The organism is Paenibacillus sp. FSL P4-0176 (genome assembly GCF_037975265.1).
GTDB lineage: Bacteria > Bacillota > Bacilli > Paenibacillales > Paenibacillaceae > Paenibacillus > Paenibacillus amylolyticus.
In genome coordinates, this window is the sequence record NZ_CP150242.1 from 2,464,056 (window position 1) to 2,484,059 (window position 20,004).

Genomic DNA, 20,004 nt, shown 5'->3' on the forward strand with positions numbered 1-20,004 from the left:
GGGTTCACATCTTGAATCATTAAGGTTAGAATGATATAGAGAAATCGTTTTCAAAGGAGGTGGATTCATGTCATTTGTCTTTTATCCGGAGATGGTTATATTCATTCTGATGTTGATCCTGCTGATTATTGGTATTGTATATATCGTTCGTAAAAGCAAACAAGTATTGCGCCGCTTAAGCAATCTGGAGAAAGCAGTATATGAAAAAGATAACATCTCATCCTATCCGAAGGACGTTGATACTGTACAAGAAGGAGCACCCAGAGAAGACACGTTTGCTCCACGCAAACGAAAATGAAGAAGGATACGGAATTACATAAAAAAGATAAACCAACAAACCAAACAGCCGATTCTTCTCTATGAGGAAGTGATCGGCTGTTTGGGCATATAGGCATTTTATCTGTATTAACTGGGTTTAGAGAAAGGATTCATACCGCTGTTGGAAAGAGGATTCCATCTCCACTTGTCGTGCAAGTTGCTGCTGTACCTTTGCACCGCGAATCGTCTGAAGTTCCTGAAGTTGTGCAGTGGAACTGAATTGATCTGCAGCCATTTGGACAAGTAATTCGGAGAGCACATCCGCATCTTCGAGCGCCGCATTTAGTCCAAACGCACCGGTTGGTGTCATGGTATGAGCGGCATCACCGATGAGTACAACATTGTCCTGTGCCCACGACGGGCAATAGCTGCTTTCGACAGATAACAGAACAAAATCACTCCAGCTCTGAATGTTGGCAGCTACAGAATCAGATAGGCAAGGAAAAGCAGATACAAGTTTATCTACAAAAGGAGCAATCGGCTGCTCTCGCAGCTTGGAGTAAGCTCCTTCGGGAATGTTCCATCCAATCTGAACATAACCGCCGAACTGTGAGAACAGTGCGAGCTGTTGACCATCCATGCTGGCCATTCGAACAGCGGGTTCCCAACCTACGGGTGCCGGAATGCGTGCCCAGAGCAGATCATACCCATGCTTACGAATCTCCGGGGTCATACCGGAATGTTTGCGTACAGCAGAGTATCTGCCATCAGCACCCACAATTACAGATGCTTCAATGGAGGCAGGAACACCCTTCTGCCGAATGTTAATACCCACGACCTGGCCGTTCTTGTCTCGTAACAAACCGGTCATAATCGTATTGAATAGTACTTGTTCGTTTGAATTGTGCTGCTGAGCATGCGACACGATGGCTTCCAGGAGATGATCTTGGGGTACATGAATACCAACATGAGATTCTCCATTGCCTGGTGATACCGTATGAATAATCTGCCCATTTTCCCAATACTGAATCTGTTCCAAGAGCAGCGCTCCGCGTTGCTGAATGAGGGAATAGAGGCCGTGTTTATTTAAAATGGCTTCGCCGTCCACATTAAGCAACTCCCCGCGAAACGACTTGTGCAGGTGGGGCTGCCGCTCAATGAGCATCGTGGAGATTCCTTTTTGATTCAGTAAATAAGAAAGCAAAGCACCGCCAGGTCCAGCGCCCACGATGCAAACATCCGTTTTGAGTTGTGATTGTGTATTCTGATTCATGTGCATAAGTCCCTTGCATTATAATGGTGACGCTTTATTTACTTTATAACAACAGATTTATTAAAATCATTAAGTAACTAAAAGTAACTTTAAAGATATAGGCTATTATAAACAAACCCGTTGCCATAATGCAATAGGCGAAACCCAAAATAAAACAAGAGTCTTGCAGTCAACGATAAGGTGTCGGATACAAGCGCATTTTTCACAAACATCATAGTGTAAATATGTTACAATATAAGGTAGGTTATGATGAAAGGCGGAGGAACGTTTATGAGCCCGGATACGGAGCGAAACTCTCAATTGGCAAACGTAGATCAATTGTTGGAGGCCTTCTTCAGATATAAAAATAAAGTATTGGATCAGCAACAGAAGACCGAAACCAACTGTAAACTGAATCCGACAAAAAGTCATATATTGGGCATGATTTTACGTGAAAAACGCTGCATGGCGGTTGATGTGGCTAGACAACTCAGTTTGTCTTCCGGCGCAACCACCATTGTACTGAATCAACTGGAGACGGAAGGGTTGATCCAGCGGGTGCGCAGTGAAGAAGACCGGAGAATTGTGTGGCTGTCCTTAACGGATGAAGGCGCGCAGCTTGCCAAGACACTTAATGCGAATCGCGGCCGAATGACGTGGGAATTGTTGCAAGCACTTTCCGAAGAGGAGCAACAGCAGATGTTTGGCATGCTGAAGAAAATTGAACTGAAACTGCTGGAGAACATGAAGTCGTTTGAGCAGATCCACCGGTAGTCCATAATATGACTTGATTCCTTGAAGACGTCAGTCCTCATGAGTTCGTCCCTAATTGCGGGGGGATGAACCTTGAAGACTGGCGTTTTTGAGTTGGTTTACAAATGAAAGCGAACCACATGATCTGTCATGCCTTCTTGGATCAAAATTTCTTTTTGCTTGCTGCCCATCAGGTCAAAGTGGGGAAAGGGCTGCCGCCGATGAATATATCGCGGGTCCAGCCCATGATCGTTGCACCAACGTTCGAGACGTTCCAGATCTGCACAGCCAACTTTGGTGACACTGGTGACACCGGGGAATCGGTTGTCAATCCAGAAATGAGTGAGGTACGCAATCTCACCCCGAGCCACTTGTTCTTTCCACGCAGCAAGCTCTTGTCGTTTAATTCCAAATGCCATAGATGCAAGTTCCTTTCCAAACGGGTATTGTCCTGAGCATATTGTAACATCTTATATACAGAATCCATCAGAAATCTTTCATTCAGACTGGTCTGAGGCGAGTTGATTGGGTATATGAATATGACAACATTTTTATAATAAAGTCTGGATTATGTTAAAATAAACCTATACAACAAAGGTTTCACCACTTCTATAGCGGAAAGGGATTGTCATCATGGAAATATTTATTGCCGTACTTGTGTTACTGGTACTGATTGGTTTATCCAATATCTTAAACCGGTTTGTACCCTTTATTCCCATTCCGCTCATTCAAATCGTGCTTGGTGTAGCTATAGCTTTGCTTCCCGCAGGTGTTCACCTGCCGTTGAATCCGGAATTGTTCTTTGTACTGTTCATCGCTCCTTTGTTATACAACGATGGTAAGCGAACGCCAAGGAATGAATTATGGAATCTGCGTGCACCGATACTTCTGCTTGCACTAGGGCTTGTATTCGTGACGGTGGTCGTGGCGGGATATGCCATTCACTGGCTGATTCCTTCGATTCCGTTACCTGCTGCTTTTGCTCTTGCAGCCATACTGTCCCCGACAGATGCTGTGGCCGTTGGCGCCATGGCGGGCCGGGTACATTTGCCCAAAGGCATACATAGGCTTCTTGAAGGTGAAGCATTAATGAATGATGCATCTGGCCTCGTGGCCTTCAAATTCGCAATTGCAGCCACAGTTACAGGTGTATTTTCCCTGGCGAATGCAACCTTCAGTTTTATTCTGATTGCGATTGGCGGACTTCTTGTCGGGGCATTGTTATCTTTTCTGTTAATCAGGCTAGGGGTATGGATCCGTAGATTGGGCATGGAAGATGTGACCATTCACATGCTGCTGCAAATCCTGACGCCATTTATCATCTATCTGGTAAGTGAAGAAATTGGGGTATCAGGTATTCTTGCGGTAGTGGCAGGCGGTATTATCCACGCCATAGAGCGTGACCGCGCTGAATCGGTTCAGTTGAAAATGCAGGTGGTATCTGCGAGCACATGGTCAGTCATTTTATTTATACTAAATGGTCTGGTGTTTGTTATTTTGGGTGTACAGGTACCGGATGTGTTGAGTACCATCTTTGAAAATGTTTCGTTTAATAATCTGCAGGTGTTGGGATATGTGGGCTTGATCTCGGTGCTACTGCTGGTTCTGCGTTTTCTCTGGATCTATCTGTTCTGGCAAGGGAATGAATTGCTGCGTACCAAATCCTCTATTGGCAGGCCCAGATTCAAGGATATTACGATCATTTCCCTCTCTGGAGTGCGGGGGGCTGTAACATTGGCGGGTGCGTTCTCCATTCCTTATGTGCTTCAGGATGGATCACCTTTCCCTGAACGGGATCTGATTATTTTCCTCGCGGCAGGGGTTATCCTCTTCTCCCTGATTGCGGCGAGCGTGTTTCTTCCAGTTCTGGCCAAGGACGATGGGAAATCCACAGAAGAAACACCGCAGAAGTCAGAACGAAAAGCACATGACATTATGCTGAATGCGGCAATACGAGCTGTCAAATCCGAAATGAACGATGAGAACAAAGCTGCGGCACTCGCGGTTGTCTCCGACTTGTCCAAGTACATCAGACAGGCCGCAGGTCAGCTTACCGCCGATAAACGCAAAGATATTCAGAAACAAGAAACGGCGATTAACCTGATTGCCACCCGGGCGGAGCGTAAAGAAGTTGAAGTAATGTTAGACGAAAATGCAATTGCTTCTGATGCGGCCTTCAAATGTGACAGCTGGCTGGATCGCAAGGAAATGATGCTGGCGAATCGCGCAAACACTCAGTTCATGACCTCGATCAGCGAGATCGGGCGTGTGTTAGGACATCTGTTCACCAACCGGTCCCAGAAGCCGAATCAACCATTCATGCTTGAAAATGCAGAACTGTTCCGTCAGGTGAAGCTGCGCACCTCTGAAGCAGCAATTAAGGCTATTCGTGCCCATATGAATGATGGGAATCGTGTCGTCGCACTGTCGGTCATTGCCAAGTATGAGCGTGTAATTGCCAAATTGCGCACCTGGAACCAGGGTAAAACGGAAGATCCGTTTAATCAGGAGAAATTGGAGTTGCAGATGGTGGCGATTCAGGAACAGCGTAATACAGTGCAACAACTGTATGAAAACGGCGAAATCACCCGTGATGTGGCTGCAAAACTGCGCCGGTTTATTAACGACGTGGAAGCAACTGCGCTGAAAAACACCTAATCCGATAAATCCGATATTTTAAATATGCTAAATGGTTTGATATAATATGGGACAAGAAAGACGTTACAACTAAATTGTACTTATTCGATCAGTGAAGGAGAGATGAGACATGGCAGAACAACAAATTCGGTTGGGCAAGACGGATCTGATCGTGAATCCCATTGGACTGGGTGCGAATGCAGTAGGCGGACATAATATCTATCCGGACATGCTGAATGATGAGACGGGTAAGGAAGTGGTTCGTACAGCTTTGAAACAAGGTATTAACTTTTTGGATACGGCATACATCTATGGACCGGAGCATTCCGAACGACTGATTGGTGAAGTACTGAAGGAAACTGGTCAGCGGCAGAATACCATCATTGCAACCAAGGCAGCTCATAAATTAGTGGATGGCAAAATTGTCATAGATAACTCACCTGCTTTTCTGAAAACAGCCGTGGATGAGGCGTTGAAACGTCTGCAAACCGATTACATTGATCTGTTCTACATCCACTTTCCGGATGAACATACACCTAAGGATGAAGCGGTAGATTCGTTAAAACAATTAAAAGACGCTGGCAAAATTCGTGCCATTGGCGTATCTAATTTCTCCATTGATCAGTTGCGTGAAGCCAACAAGGACGGGCATGTAGACGTTCTGCAATCTGAATATAATCTGTTCAAAAGAGATGCGGAGAAAGAGCTGTTGCCGTATACGGCTGAGCATAACATTTCTTTTGTTCCTTACTTCCCTCTGGCAGCGGGACTGCTGGGCGGGAAATATAATCGTGATACAACCTTTCAGGATGGACGGGCAAAGAACCCGCTGTTTACAGGTGAAGCTTTCATTGAAAATCTCGATAAAGTTGAACAACTGCGCAGCATAGCACAATCCAAGGATGTTGAGGTCGCTCATCTGGTTCTGGCCTGGTACCTGACTCAGCCTTCTATTGATGCATTGATTCCGGGTGCCAAGCGACCAGAGCAGGTCATTAACAATCTGCAAACATTAAATGTGGAATTAACTGCTGAGGAAATTGCAGTCGTGGATCAGATCTTTCGTTAATGAGTTCGGGTGAATCGGGAAATGCTAACAGGGAGTTTACGTATGAAGACAAAGTGAGGACACCACATGAACCTGAAGGCAGCCCGAGTCATCGGAATGTTCACGCTAATTATTTTGCTGGGTAGCAGTTCTGCCTATGCGAAGCCTGTACAGAAGAACCGTCAGTATTATGAGGAACGAGGAGAGATTGTGTGGGAAGTTCCCACACAGGATAAACTCATCGCCCTTACCTTTGATGATGGACCAGATCCGATTCAGACTCCGCAGATCCTGGCTTTGTTACAGCAGTATCATGCTAAAGGAACTTTTTTTGTACTTGGCAAATGGGCAGATAAATTTCCTAAACTGATTAAGCAGGAACAGCTCGAAGGGCATGAAATCGCCAACCATACGTATGCGCACACGTATGCAGTTCGATCAACACGTGCGGACAAGTACATGAAGGATATGAACGAAGCGGAAAGTTCCATCATTAAAGCTGGCGCGGAGCGTCCCCTGTTGTTCAGACCACCGGGCGGCTATTACAATGACATGGTCATCCAGGCTGCCAAACAAAAAGGGTATACCATTGTACTCTGGTCTTGGCATCAGGATACACGGGACTGGGCTTCTCCAGGTGTATCGGCTATCGTTAACAAAGTGTTGAAGAACGCACGTAATGGGGATATTGTACTTTTTCACGATAAGGTGGAAGGCAAGTCGCATACGGTAGCAGCACTCAAAACGATCCTGCCGAAGTTACAGCAGCAGGGGTACCAATTCGTTACGGTGTCTGAGCTACTTGCTGTAAAGGCACGCGAAGCCGCGAAGGATGGAACTTCGCCTTCATCTATTTTGAAGCATGTGCAGCCCTGAACATGGCTAATCCAATTAGAAACCGCAGGTCTCAGATGAAGAGACCTGCGGTTTCTTTATCTTGGTCTTCATATCAACCAGGGAATCAGGCGTAGGAGGTTATTGCCGTGTCCCTTTTGTTTTGAAACCAAAACGTCTACAATAGATGGAGCTTTGAGTTTAAGGGTTATATAGTATACATGGTATGAATTACGACATAGAGGAGAGTGAACATAATGAATGGACAACAACGTGTAAATATTAAGCCAGGTCTGGAAGTGGACATTGTGCTGAAGCAGGATCAAGCTACAGGTAAGCTGACACGTGGCATTGTGAAGGATCTGTTAACCAAGTCACCTACGCATCCACACGGAATCAAAGTACGACTGACGAGTGGTCAAGTAGGACGTGTGAAACAGGTCATTACAGGAGGCTCGAACTAACTGTGGTCCAAGGAGGGGAGATGAGTACTACCGCAGAAGTAATGGCACATCTGGCATCGGGTAATACACGTCAGCAGGACGCATATCATATGTTACAGAGCAGTGGATTGCTCGATATATTAGCTGACTATCACCCATATCCAGCAGGAACGGTACCAATTGATATTGATATTCCGGGCAGTGATCTGGATCTGCTGTGTTATGCAGAGAATCTGGATGTGTTTGAAGCCGAGATATACAATCGAATCGGAGCCGTTGCTGAATTTCAATGTTTACGTGGTGGGGATCTTCCAGACCAACGTCCTTATGTGACTTGTAATTTGCAAGTGGGACATTGGCCTGTGGAGATTTTTGCCCAATCCGTGCCAGTTTACAGGCAGAATGCATACTTACATATGATCGTAGAGTGGAGATTGTTGCAACTGTGGGGAGACGCGGGACACCGTGAGATCCGCAGACTGAAACAGGCAGGTTGGAAGACGGAGCCTGCTTTTGCTTCTGTACTTGGACTACAGGGAGATCCATATGTGGACATGCTGCATCTGGCAGAGATGAAACGTGAAGATCTCTGGAACTGGGCGCGTTCGCGCACGTCTTTTTAAAATGTCTATTTGAGATGAACTAATCATTTACACGATAACGGAGAGGACAGAAAGAACCTGAAAAAGCGAAGCGTTCGCCTTTATTACCGGATTTCCCCTTGAGAAAGGGGATCAAAAAAATCTGGGAATAACAGCGATTGGAAGGTGCTTCTGTCATCGTAGTGTCAGTGGAATTAACCTTTGGTCAGATCAGAAAGATGGCTACAATTGTTGTTACCGTGAGTCCCAGCAGTACAGGCTTCAGATTGCGTCTTGCAAGTTCAAAAGGATTGACTCCGCAGATTGCAGCAGCGGGAATCAATGCCCATGGAATCAAGGTTCCGCCACCTACCCATATGGCTGCAACCTGACCTAATGCTGTCAGCACAGGTGCGGAATCTGCCGAACCTGCAAACATGGACGCAATCGAGCCAACCAGGGATATCCCCGAGAACCCCGAACCATCCATTCCGGTCACTGCTCCGGTTACCGTCATTGTAATGGCGCCCACCGTATCATTTAATGGTACCAGTCCAGCAAGCGCGACCCCGAGATCATTCACGATCCCGTGTGAACCTTCAGGAAGAGGGTTGATGAACAACTCCGTAATTGCAGCATCTCCCAGATAAAAAAATGCGGCTATAGGAATAACCGGTCCAAACACCTTGAAACCAAACTGAAATCCTTCTATTAAATAATTGGTCGTTTCCTCTGGGCCGGCATGACGATGTGCGGCAAGGGTAACGGCGATCAGTATAACCACAGCGGTTCCGCCAATCAAAGCTGTTGCATCGCCGCCTTGCAATTTCAATACAAACATCAGAATCACATCAACTGCGAATAACAGAGGGATAAGCAGAGCAAACGCCTTTTGCAGACGGGGTGACATGGCTTGACGTTGAACAGGCTGATTAGTGGGTAGGGAGGTGGACACAGCCTCTGATGAAGAAGAAGGTTCCGTGCTCACGGTACCTGATATAACGTTTGGGGAATGAACAGGTGAACCTGATTTCATCTCTTTGCGCAGCATCCAGAAGGCCGTAAGTGTAGATACTGTGCCCATGACAATGACCAAAGGAATGCTGGCCGTCATGACGGAAGTGACTGGTATACCCGCCGCATCAGCTGTAAGTTTGGGAGCCCCCTGAATAATGTAATCTCCCGACAGTGCAATCCCATGTCCAAACAGGTTCATCGCAATAGCAGCTCCAATCGGAGGAAGACCTACACGCACGGCTACAGGAAGCAGTACTGCACCAACGAGTGCTACGGCCGGGGATGGCCAGAAAAATAGTGATACTACCATCATGATCAATCCGATACCCCAATAAGCGACCTGAGGAGAACGGATAAACCTTGTAACGGGTGTTACCATGACCTCATTAATGCCTGTTCTGATTAGAACACGGCTCATCGCCACAATAATCGAGATGATAAAGATCGTACTCAGCAATTCTTTTGTTGCATAGATAAAACTGCTGAAGATCCCGGCAACTGACCCGCTTAAGGTTTCGGTTGCCAGAAGTCCAATGGTCATAATACCCGCGACACAGATGATGGTAGTATCCCTGCGCCGGATCATTACCGCAATAATCAAGACGATAAATGCCAGATAGACATAGTGTAACGCAGTGAGTTGAATATTCATCGAACAGGCCTCCCTACATCCTGGTGACTAACCCGAGGAGTGATATATCGTATGCATGTCAAGATCGGGCGTTCGTGGAGTCCGGGGCTTGCCGCAGCATTTATTTTAGGGAGAAGCTTCTGAGTAATAATGAAGGATTTTTTTTACAACTGGAGAATTTATTACTACATGAAGCTTGTTACTTTTGAAATTGGAGCGGATGGAAGTCACCAGAATTGATATGTGAAGGTCACGGGACCCCATAGACAATGGCAAGCAGGGGTGATTACAATAAACATGCCATCATAAGGAAGAAAATAGAAAAACTATGTTGAAATAAAGTGTGCGTTCAAAAAGTCTGGTTTTCAGTACAGCGGACTCTTTGAACTACCTCTAAAAGGGCGGGAATCCATAATCCATGAGCTTTATCCGTTCACTTCGTTTTAAATTTATAGTGGGTCTTACATTGATCATGCTGCCATTATTCATGCTGCTTTATTACAACAACGTCTACGCCATGAAAGTTGTACGTGACAAAGTATCCCTCACCAATATGAATCATCTCGCCAAGAGTGTGGAGCAGAATGAACGTGTGTTACAGGAGACGAATCGGTATTTATATAGTCTGGGCGAGCGGGACCCGGATATTATCTCTCTGTTTTTTCTGAAATACGGCAGCGGTGATTATATCATTGCAAAGCAACGGATTATGAACAAATTCATGACAGATATCGGTTTTTATAATCTAATCGATTCTTTTTTTCTATATGATGCCGTGAATGATGATTTGCTGCTCGCGACTTCAGGCAATTATGATGTCAAAAAGTCGGTTGTGCAGGAGAGTATGCCAGTCCAGATGCAGCAATTGGAAGGGGATATTCAGAAGCCGGAATGGAGCATCGTGCGTGGCGGGACGTGGAATGCGCTGGTGAAAACGGTGCGAATCAACCAGCAGTTCTATGCAGGTGCACTTGTTGATATGAATGCACTGAATCATACACAACAATTCACTGAATCCGGAGATCGGGGAGGCGCAGTCATTGTTGGAACAGACGGTGGGGCACTATCGGATTCCACATTAAATACTGCACAGATTCAGCTGGCTGCAGCGCATCTTCCCGGCCTGAAGAATCCGTATCAGGTGATCTCTGAAGTTGTGAACAAGGGAGAAGCACGTCAATATTTGATGTTGGGTACTGCCTCGGCCATGTCACAGATGAATTATATCGTGCTGCTGCCTGAGGAAGACATGATGCGTAACCTCCCGTTTTTCCAGCAGATCATTCGTCTGCTTCCCATTGGTGCGGCAGTAATTCTGGTTACTGCACTGATCTTTTTGCGGCATCTGTTATTCCGCCCGATGAACGCGTTAATCCGAGGCATGAGAAGGGTCAGCCGTGGAGATCTCGATGTGAAGCTGGACCCGCCATCTTCGTCGGAGCTTGAATTTATGACACGAAGTTTCAATCAAATGACCAGTGAGATCAGGCATCTGAAGATTGATGTGTATGAGGAACAGTTGCGGACGCGGGAGGCAGAGTTCAAACAACTGCAGATGCAGATCAATCCTCACTTTTACCTGAATTCACTCAATATTATTCATAGTCTGGCTTCCTTGCAAAAACATGAGTTGGTGCAGCAGATGGCTGGTCATCTGGCCGATTATTTTCGATTCAGTCTGCGTGCAGGCAAACGTGTTATTCGTCTGGATGAAGAGCTCGAGCACATTCGTCATTACTTAGAAATTCAAAAGCTGAGGTTTCCAAGCAGATTCGATTTTGAACTGGATGTTGAGCCGAATCTGGGACATTATGTGATTCCGCCATTAACCATTCAGCCTTTTGTGGAGAATGCCATTATTCATGGATTTCAGCGCCGGACACAAGCATTTGTCATTCGGATCGTGGCGCGCCTCGGTGAGAAGTCATCCGGTCAGGTCGATGGGACGGTGCTTCAACTGATGATTGTGGACAATGGTGTTGGATTTGAAGAGGAATTGTTGGGGCGTCTGCAACATGGACAATACGCTGAAGATCCGAGTGGACAGCATATCGGTATATGGAACGTGGCTCATCGGCTTTTAGTGAAGTATGGTGATCAAGCCAGTTTGCAGTTTGGCAATGAGGTGGATCATGGCGCCAAAGTCATCATTGATTTACCCGCTCAGACCGAAGAGGAAGAAGGGGGAGCCTATGCGGAACCTGTTGATCGTGGATGATGAAGTGTATGCATTACAAGCGATGGTGGAAGGAGTCGATTGGCAAGCAGCAGGCATTGACCAGGTATACAGTGCTGGTGATGCCGAAGAGGCAAGAAAGATTTTAAAGGCTAATGCTATTGATATCATGATCTGTGATATCGAGATGCCTGGTGAAACAGGGCTTGACCTGCAAAGTTGGGTGTTAAAACATGATCCAGGTATAATGACCATTTTCCTGACAGGGCATGCTTTATTCGATTATGCTCAGACAGCCATTAAGCTAAACAGCTTTGATTATGTGTTGAAGCCGGCTCCAGCGGATCAATTGATTAAGGTAGTAACCCAGGCGGTGGAGAAGATCAAGGATGGAGAGCAGCGTACCCGTACCAACGAAGTTTATGAGACCGTATACAAACGCTGGAAAACCCATAAACCGCTACTGACGGAACGCTTCTGGAAAGATGCCATCTCTCAGCGTATCACGTTAACCGAACAACGGTTGCAAGAGCTCGCAGAACTGTATGGTGCCGAGATTGATCCGCATGCTCGTGTGTTACCTATTGTGATCTCAGTAGAGGAATGGGTGCGTGATTTTGATTTGCGTGACGAAGAGGTATTGGAATATGCCCTTCGTAATGCAGCCAAAGAGATGCTGCTTAGCGACAAGCCCGGTGAGGTGTTTCAGGATCAAAGTGGATTAAATATTGTGCTTGCTTATGAGCAAGATGGCATCATTCCGAGTGCGAGCGAAGTGGCACAACGTTGTCAGGGATATATTCAGGAATGTGGTACGTATTTCTACTGTCGGTTGTCCTGTTATGTTGGTGCCCCGGTTGCTGTGACTGAGCTGCAAGGCATGTTAAATGAACTGATGGATATGGAGCGGCGCAATATTAAGGAGCTTGAAGAAGTTTTTGTCTATGATGAGCGGGGAAGAGATCAGGAAGATCGCTTTTTGCCTATTCCATGGTTTTCGGAATTATCTATTCTTTTTGAGACAGGTAAAGTAGGGGATTTGCGAGAACGTGTGGATGAGATTTTTGAGTTGCTTGCTGCCCAAGAGGGTTTATCTCCTGAAATGCTGCATCTCTACTATCATGCCATGCTGCATGTGGTCTATCCGCTGCTTCATCAGAAAAACGTGTCAATACGCAGTCTGTATCCGGGTGAACGGGAGCCGGAGGAGAGTATGGTGACAAGGTCGTTGCCGCAGTTGAAGCAGTGGACGGCTGATCTGATTGATCGTGTTATCCCGGTGTTGTACCCGGACGATCATAGCCCTATGACCATTGTGGATCAGTTGTGCGTTTATATTGAAACTCATATTGGTGAAGAACTTATGCGAGAGGAACTTGCAGCTTTTGCCGGATTCAATCCCGCTTATCTATCACGTCTGTTTCGGAAAGAGAAGGGGATGTCCCTATCTGAGTTTATTCTGCAGGGCAGAGTAGCCAAAGCGAAGACATTGTTGTCCCAGTCCACCGTCAAAGTGACGGATATCGCTGGCAAGGTGGGGTACTACAATTACTCGCATTTCACCAAAATGTTCAAAAAGTGCACGGGTATAACGCCACAGGAGTTTCGAAAACAGTCACGTACCGTATAGTTCAGGGCGCAGCATGCTGCGTCTTTTGTTTTTTTTGGTACTAAAGTCATAATTTGATAAGTCAACAGGTCACCACAGCAGATAGAGGTCTTACTCGCCCCGCCGTATACTTGAACCACAGGAGCCGCAACGGAGCTTCATCCTGAGGAAGAATTCAAGAGGAGTGAGGGAGAACAAGTTATGAAGACACAACCCCAGGCGGGTAAGGGAGTACGGATATCGGAAATACCGGGAGAAACAGTCCGAAAGCGCAAGTCTGTGTGGCACAATCTTGGCAAATTCAAGGTGCTGTATCTCATGTTCTTGCCAGGTGTCCTGTTTCTGCTGGTGAACAACTATATGCCGATGTTCGGCGTTCTGATCGCATTCAAAAATGTAAACTATGCTGATGGTATTTGGGGTAGCCCATGGAGTGGATGGGACAATTTTAAATATTTGTTCTCAACCAGTGATGCATGGGAAATTACCCGAAATACACTCGCGTATAACACGGTGTTTATTGCACTAAATCTCTTAGTAGGTGTCGGGCTTGCTATTCTGCTCAATGAAGTGAAGAACAAGGCAATGTCCAAGTTATATCAATCACTTATGTTATTACCGTATTTCCTGTCCATGATTGTGGTCAGTTATCTGGTACTGGCTTTCCTGGGCAAGGATTCAGGCTTCATGAACTCAACGGTTCTGCAGATGTTCGGCGGTCAGCCGATCGACTGGTATTCAGAGCCGAAGTATTGGCCGTATATTTTGCCACTGGTGAACACATGGAAGAATATTGGATATTATGCGGTCATTTATCTGGCAGCTGTCGTGGGTATCGATGAAGAATATTATGAAGCAGCTGTGCTCGATGGCGCAACCAAATGGCATCAGATACGCTTCATCACCATTCCGTTTCTCGTCCCATTAATCGTCATTATGACATTATTGCAAATTGGCCGTATATTCTATGCAGACTTCAGTCTGTTCTACCAGGTTCCATTGGAATCGGGGGCGCTGTTCCCTGTAACGAATGTACTGGATACCTACGTATATCGTACGTTCCTTATCGGTGGAGATATCGGGATGTCATCAGCAGCCGGTCTATACCAAGCAATCGTTGGATTTGTGCTGGTTCTTGTATCCAATACCATCGTAAGGCGAATAGATAAAGATAATGCATTATTTTGAGAGGAGGCAAGTCAGCTGTGAAATCACGTGATCCACTAGCCGTATCGAAGCGTTCCGCATCCGTTATTCATGCGATGTTTCTATTCTATGCCATTGCCTGTATCGTGCCGATCCTGCTTGTCTTCGCCATCTCATTTTCGGACGAGACAACAGTAATTGCCAATGGATATAAGCTTATTCCAGAGAAATTCAGCCTGACGGCTTATGAGTTTCTGTTCAGAGATATGGATCAGATCATTCACTCGTATGGTATATCCTTTATCGTTACCGTTGTAGGTACCATTACAAGTGTTGCGCTGACCGCATTGTATGCGTATCCGCTCTCACGGAGAGATCTGCCTTACCGGGGCTGGTTCGCCTTTTTCATCTTCTTCACAATGTTGTTCAATGGGGGGCTGGTACCTTGGTACCTGGTCTATGTCAACGTATTGGATCTGAAAAACTCCCTACTGGCACTCATTATGCCGCTACTGCTATCCCCATTCTTTGTACTGGTCATGCGTACATTCTTCGCGAACTCCATTCCGGTGTCTATTCTGGAATCGGCTCGGATTGATGGTGCGGGAGAATTGAGAACGTTTGCACGTATCGTGCTTCCGCTCTCTCTTCCCGTAATGGCAACCGTTGCGTTGTTCAGTACATTGAATTACTGGAATGACTGGTACCTTAGCATGATTTTTATATCAGATAACCGGACGATCAGCCTTCAGTACCTTATGTACCGGACGCTGCTCGATATTCAATATTTAACAACCAACTCCAACGTCTCTTCACAGATTTCGTCGCAGGGTGGATTGCTGAATCTGCCTAACAAAACTCTGCAAATGGCGATGGCTGTAGTCGGTATTGGTCCAATTGTACTGGCATATCCGTTCTTCCAGCGTTATTTCATCAAAGGTCTTACGGTTGGCGCTGTGAAGGGATAACTCTGAACCGGTTAGCGGGGTGGGCAAGGTAAATGAAGATGGACTGAAAGGGCATATACAGAAGTAGTTATCGGTTTATTTGTGAATTGGGGAATTCGGTTGTATGGTTCAACACATGACAGGAGGGGTTCAATTGGTTAGATCATTAAAGGTATGGTCACGCATGATGGCAACGGTTATGGCGCTGAGCCTGGTGCTGGCTGCTTGCTCATCAGACAAGGGTGGAACAACAACACCTGGCGCAGAAGGCGGAGGAGCAAGTGAAGGTGGGGGCAAACCCTATGAAGTGACACTGTTCTACCCAGGGACACCACAGAAGGATGTCGCTCTGGTGGAAGCCGAGATTAACAAAAAGATGGAACCAAAGATCGGAGCCACGCTTAAGATCAATGCAATTGACTGGGGACAGTGGGATAACAAGCTGAATCTCATGATTTCCTCAGGTGAAAAATCAGATATTATCTTCACAGCGGCTTGGCAGAACTACACGGTGAATGTAGCTAAAGGCGCATTCTTGCCCTTGAATGATCTGCTTGATGCACATGGTCAGGATATTAAGAAAAACCTGGACCCTGCCTTCCTGGAAGGTTCCCAGGTGGACGGTGTGAATTACGGCGTTCCTACGAATAAGGAACTCGCTGCCACACGTGGTGTGTTGGTACGTAAAGATCTGGCTGACAAGTATAAGCTGGACCTGACAGCTGTAAAAACTTGGGCTGATCTGGAGCCACTTCTCAAAACAATCAAGGAAAACGAGCCAGCCATTACACCATTCTATATGTCCAATACCAACGGTAACGGGCTGTTAGAGAATCTGGATTGGGATTATCTCGGTGATGCTTCCGTACCTGGAGTCATCTCCAAAACAGCAGGCGGAACAACGGTGCTGAATGAAGTGGAGACCCCAGAATTCAAAGAAGCAGCTGAACTCGCTCGCAAGTGGTATCAAGCGGGATATATCAACAGTGATGCTGCTACTTCTAATGTGTTCCCGAAAGACCAGGCGAAGGCTGGAAAAGCGTTTCTCTGGACAGATGGCATGAAGCCAGGCAAGGATAAAGAAGAAGAAGGGTATGTGGGTTTCCCACTCACTCAGATTGAGATGACACAGCCAACAATCACGACGGGTGATGCGTCTGGAGCGATGCTTGCAATCTCCCGTTCTTCCGAGCAACCGGAGAAAGCGATGCAGGTCATTAACCTGCTGCATTCCGACAAGGAAATTAACAACTTGTTAAACTTCGGAATTGAAGGTACACATTATGTGAAAAAAGACGGACAGGATAATATCATTGCTCTCCCTGATGGCGTAGATGCCAACAGTCGTACCTACAATCCAGGTGCACAATGGCAACTGGGTAACCAATTCCTGAACTTCCTCTGGGATAATGAAGATCCACAGAAATGGGAGAAGTTCAAAGAGTTTAACGCCAAAGGTGTGAAGTCGCCAGCACTGGGCTTTACGTTCAACAGCCAATCTGTCAAAAATGAAATTGCTGCGGTCAACAACGTGAACAAACAGTTCAAGCCGGGTATGACATCGGGCGCAGTTGATCCAAATGAGATGATTCCGAAATATCTGGAGAAATTGAAAGCAGCGGGAATCGATAAAATTATTGCAGCCAAACAGGAACAACTCGATGCATTCTTGGCTAAGCAATAAATGATCGTCAGCCATGACAGAGAGACCTGTGTTATTACAAGCTCTTGTCAGCGGTGAAAATGGAGGACGTTTTCGGTGAACAACCGAAGACGTTCTTTTTATTGTTGTTTTTTTGATTTGGATTGTTAATCATAAATAGGAAAAATATGATATAATAAGGTGGTTGATTAGGGGGTGTTCGTGTGTCGAGAACCAGACTTGTGTTCTCAGGGGCTTTATTGCTATTTGCTATTATCTTTACATGTAACCATCATCTTGGTTTTTCTGTTGGAGATACCATGCTGTCAGCAATAGGTATATCACCGTATACTACATCTTACTTGAGTGGAGTTCATATCACACTTTTCCTCGGATTGGGGATATTCGCGTGTGGATTCTACCTTACTCGCAAAGAGATTGGAAAATCATTCCCCGGTCTTGCAAAGGGGTTATGGATCGTAGTTATCGCTATCGTTCTCAGTTATTCGTACATGACAGATAAATTCATGTATGTAGCCAAGTGGGGAGCTTCAGGCATTAATGCGGTATCCTATGTACAGAATGCAAGCTCTTGTACCTTTAACGTGCTGAAAACGGGTGAGACCCGAGCAACCTGTGACCTGACACTCAAAAATTACGGCAGAGATTCCGTATCCGCCGTGTTATTGCCTGATCTCGCACGCAGTTATAAGTTTAAGGACGATCCACTATTGGAAGCTTTGCAGTCTGTCCAATTAAGGCCCGTACATGTTGAGATTGAACGCCGAGGAACTTTTACAGGTAAGTTGGAGTTTTACGGGAAAGCGGAATCCCCTCTGTTCGTCAATGGGAAACTTATGGATATTGTGCTGGATGTAGGCGTGGATGGAGCGAATACGGTATTTGATTATGATATTCCATAGTTGATATTTTCATAGAAAAAAAGAATAATTACATAAACAGAAGTGGAATAAAGTTAAAGTTGAATAGAACGATTAAAGATATATACTGAAATTAGATAGAGAGCTGGCTAATCGCTGGCTCTTTTTGTGCGTGGAAGTTGCATTTAGTGCAGAAATATTGGTTTTATCTCCTTTCCCCTTGAATTGGTAACGCTTACGCTAGATAATGAATAGGTTTGTCTCAAAAATAATAGTTTGTCTTTAGCGCTTACATCATTACAATTAATGTCACGACAAATTAAGACAAGGTGAGATGAAAAAATGTCATATCGGACAAACCTGTTTTCCAAAATGGTCATTCTTATTCTGATTATGCTGATTCCTGTAGTGCTTTTGTACTGGTACTCCAATCACAAAACAACAGCTGTTCTCAGAGATGAGTTGAATCGATCGAATAGTAACCAGCTTGAATTTTTCCAAAATCAAGTGAACACACACATCGAACTGTTATCCTCATGGCCGAATCTGCTCATACATGATCCTGATATTGGCAGCTTCCGGCGAATCTATGCGGACAGTAACTACTTTGATCTGGATGCGATCAACCTGGTCAAACGTATTCAGAATAAGCTGAGTATTCAGGAAAGCTCATCCAATTGGGCCACGAAATTATATCTGTATTCTCCTTCGTTGGGCAGGGTGGTTTCCGAAAGGGACGCACGTTCTTACGATAAAGAAGCGCTAAGGGAAAATATTATTTCCGGCTGGGATGTACGCAAAATTCAGGATGGGGAAGATGATCGGTTCATGTTTAGCTGGATTACGGTATCTCCATACGGTATTAAAGACCCGGCTAATAATGCAGAAACGATTATTAAACTGGAGTTTGATAGTGACAACATCCGGGATATGCTCGACAAATTCAAAGACGATGGCAGGCATGACCCCTTCTATTTCCGTGAAGAATCGGGTGTTATCTATAACCGGACTTCAGATCGTTCATTAACGAATCAGTTGATGGAAGAACTGTCCATCCATAAACTTCAGGACGTTGATAATCGTACAGTAGTGATCGGGAACGAGCCATATATGGTCAACACGGTGAAATCCAGTACAACAGGCTGGTATTTGGTGGACTACATGCCCCTGTCAGATATTCTGAAGCCCATTCACCAATCCAATATGCTGTTCTATTCTTCCATGATTTGTTTGTTGTTAATGAGTTTTGGTGTGGCGTATTTGTTCTATGTTCAGGTGCAGGTGCCAGTGAAACAACTCATTCGTGGGTTCCAGCGATTGAAGCAGGAAGATTATTCAGTGAGGATTACGCCAAAGGGCCGCAATGAATTCAGTTTCCTGTCCGAACGTTTCAACTTGATGGTGGAGCAGATCCAGCAGTTATTTGAACACGTTTACCTGGAACAGATTCATGTACGTGAAGCTCGGTTGAAGCAGCTGCAATCGCAGATTAACCCGCACTTTTTCTATAATTGTTTCTCCTTCATTACAAGTATGGCGAAACTCAAGCGTATGGACGCTGTTGTAGCGATGTCGCATAATCTATCGCGATATTATCGGTATACAACAAGACAGGAGCGGGACGTGGTACCGTTGACAGAAGAAATTGAATTTGTCAGCTGTTATCTGGAGATCCAACGGATGCGTATGGACCGCATTCATTACAAGATTGATCTGTCTGATGAAATGTTAAGACAGGAGGTACCGCCACTCATCGTACAACCACTAGTGGAGAATGCGGTGATTCACGGTATCGAAGCGGACGCGGAGGCCGGAGAAATAAGAGTATCCGGGGAAAAACAGGGCGGTGTCATGGTTCTTGTCGTTGAAGATGATGGGCAAGGCATGACGCAGGAGGCACGTGAGGCGCTTCTGAATAAGCTCAGGGGAACGATGGATCAGGAGATGGGCTGTGGCCTGTGGAATGTGAATCAGAGACTCCAGCTTCGATATGGGGAGCAGGCAGGGCTGGGTGTAACGGAATCGGAACTTGGTGGATTACGCGTAACGCTGTCATGGCCTGCCGAACAGGAGTTTCTTCTGGAGAATGAAGGATAAGCACTTGGAATGTGTAGCGATGGAATCCATTTGCAGAATGAACGAAATAGGG

17 protein-coding genes are annotated in these 20,004 nt (G+C 45.7%); 14 read left to right on the plus strand and 3 right to left on the minus strand.

Annotation, left to right across the window (positions count from 1 at the left end):
• Positions 1–67 precede the first annotated feature (67 nt).
• A complete protein-coding gene (locus MKY95_RS11455; RefSeq protein ID WP_076208990.1) occupies positions 68–298 on the plus strand; it encodes a hypothetical protein in 231 nt (76 codons plus the stop codon).
• Positions 299–415: 117 nt separating this feature from the next.
• On the opposite strand, the gene MKY95_RS11460 is transcribed toward MKY95_RS11455, so the two are convergent.
• On the minus strand, positions 416–1,531 hold the full coding sequence (locus MKY95_RS11460) for an FAD-dependent monooxygenase (RefSeq protein ID WP_076318450.1): 1,116 nt from the start codon (positions 1,529–1,531) through the stop codon (positions 416–418).
• Between the two features lie 270 nt (positions 1,532–1,801).
• On the opposite strand from MKY95_RS11460, the gene MKY95_RS11465 reads away from it, so the two are divergent.
• Positions 1,802–2,284 (plus strand): MarR family transcriptional regulator, encoded by a 483-nt coding sequence (locus tag MKY95_RS11465; protein WP_036609579.1) that lies wholly within the window; start codon positions 1,802–1,804, stop codon positions 2,282–2,284.
• Positions 2,285–2,382: 98 nt separating this feature from the next.
• Here MKY95_RS11465 and MKY95_RS11470 read toward each other — a convergent pair whose 3' ends face one another.
• Entirely contained in the window at positions 2,383–2,682 is a 300-nt protein-coding gene (locus tag MKY95_RS11470; RefSeq protein ID WP_076318451.1) for a hypothetical protein, read from the minus strand.
• A gap of 214 nt (positions 2,683–2,896) precedes the next feature.
• Between MKY95_RS11470 and MKY95_RS11475 the strand changes: the two genes are divergently transcribed.
• The 5 genes from MKY95_RS11475 to MKY95_RS11495 all read left to right on the plus strand — a co-directional run bounded on the left by MKY95_RS11475 (position 2,897) and on the right by MKY95_RS11495 (position 7,848).
• Positions 2,897–4,921, plus strand: coding sequence for a Na+/H+ antiporter (locus MKY95_RS11475; protein ID WP_036609574.1), 2,025 nt, complete (start codon positions 2,897–2,899; stop codon positions 4,919–4,921).
• A gap of 109 nt (positions 4,922–5,030) precedes the next feature.
• Positions 5,031–5,969 carry an aldo/keto reductase gene (locus MKY95_RS11480; RefSeq protein WP_339198788.1) on the plus strand — a complete coding sequence of 313 codons (939 nt, stop codon included), beginning with the start codon at positions 5,031–5,033 and terminating at the stop codon, positions 5,967–5,969.
• Positions 5,970–6,035: 66 nt separating this feature from the next.
• Positions 6,036–6,824, plus strand: coding sequence for a polysaccharide deacetylase family protein (locus MKY95_RS11485; protein ID WP_051449686.1), 789 nt, complete (start codon positions 6,036–6,038; stop codon positions 6,822–6,824).
• A gap of 215 nt (positions 6,825–7,039) precedes the next feature.
• Positions 7,040–7,246, plus strand: a complete 207-nt coding sequence (locus MKY95_RS11490; protein WP_026081155.1) for a YwbE family protein — start codon at positions 7,040–7,042, stop codon at positions 7,244–7,246.
• 20 nt (positions 7,247–7,266) lie between these two features.
• A complete protein-coding gene (locus MKY95_RS11495) occupies positions 7,267–7,848 on the plus strand; it encodes a DUF4269 domain-containing protein (RefSeq protein WP_339198791.1) in 582 nt (193 codons plus the stop codon).
• A 184-nt stretch (positions 7,849–8,032) separates the two neighbouring features.
• Here the strand turns inward: MKY95_RS11495 and MKY95_RS11500 are convergent, their stop codons facing one another.
• Entirely contained in the window at positions 8,033–9,475 is a 1,443-nt protein-coding gene (locus tag MKY95_RS11500) for a hypothetical protein (protein ID WP_339198794.1), read from the minus strand.
• Between the two features lie 397 nt (positions 9,476–9,872).
• Here MKY95_RS11500 and MKY95_RS11505 point away from each other — a divergent pair, with 397 nt between their 5' ends.
• From MKY95_RS11505 to MKY95_RS11535, 7 genes are all read left to right on the plus strand, one after another.
• Positions 9,873–11,672 carry a sensor histidine kinase gene (locus MKY95_RS11505; protein WP_076249870.1) on the plus strand — a complete coding sequence of 600 codons (1,800 nt, stop codon included), beginning with the start codon at positions 9,873–9,875 and terminating at the stop codon, positions 11,670–11,672.
• Positions 11,647–13,260 carry a helix-turn-helix domain-containing protein gene (locus MKY95_RS11510; protein WP_076318456.1) on the plus strand — a complete coding sequence of 538 codons (1,614 nt, stop codon included), beginning with the start codon at positions 11,647–11,649 and terminating at the stop codon, positions 13,258–13,260. The genes MKY95_RS11505 and MKY95_RS11510 overlap by 26 nt, the downstream gene beginning before the upstream one ends.
• 180 nt (positions 13,261–13,440) lie before the next feature.
• Positions 13,441–14,427 (plus strand): ABC transporter permease subunit, encoded by a 987-nt coding sequence (locus MKY95_RS11515; RefSeq protein ID WP_036670214.1) that lies wholly within the window; start codon positions 13,441–13,443, stop codon positions 14,425–14,427.
• A gap of 17 nt (positions 14,428–14,444) precedes the next feature.
• Entirely contained in the window at positions 14,445–15,353 is a 909-nt protein-coding gene (locus MKY95_RS11520; protein WP_017689303.1) for a carbohydrate ABC transporter permease, read from the plus strand.
• 133 nt (positions 15,354–15,486) lie between these two features.
• Complete coding sequence (locus tag MKY95_RS11525) at positions 15,487–17,016, plus strand: ABC transporter substrate-binding protein (protein ID WP_036670216.1); 1,530 nt, start codon at positions 15,487–15,489, stop codon at positions 17,014–17,016.
• Positions 17,017–17,198: 182 nt separating this feature from the next.
• On the plus strand, positions 17,199–17,897 hold the full coding sequence (locus tag MKY95_RS11530) for a hypothetical protein (RefSeq protein ID WP_339198798.1): 699 nt from the start codon (positions 17,199–17,201) through the stop codon (positions 17,895–17,897).
• Between the two features lie 300 nt (positions 17,898–18,197).
• Entirely contained in the window at positions 18,198–19,952 is a 1,755-nt protein-coding gene (locus MKY95_RS11535; protein WP_339198800.1) for a sensor histidine kinase, read from the plus strand.
• The last annotated feature ends 52 nt before the right edge of the window (positions 19,953–20,004 follow it).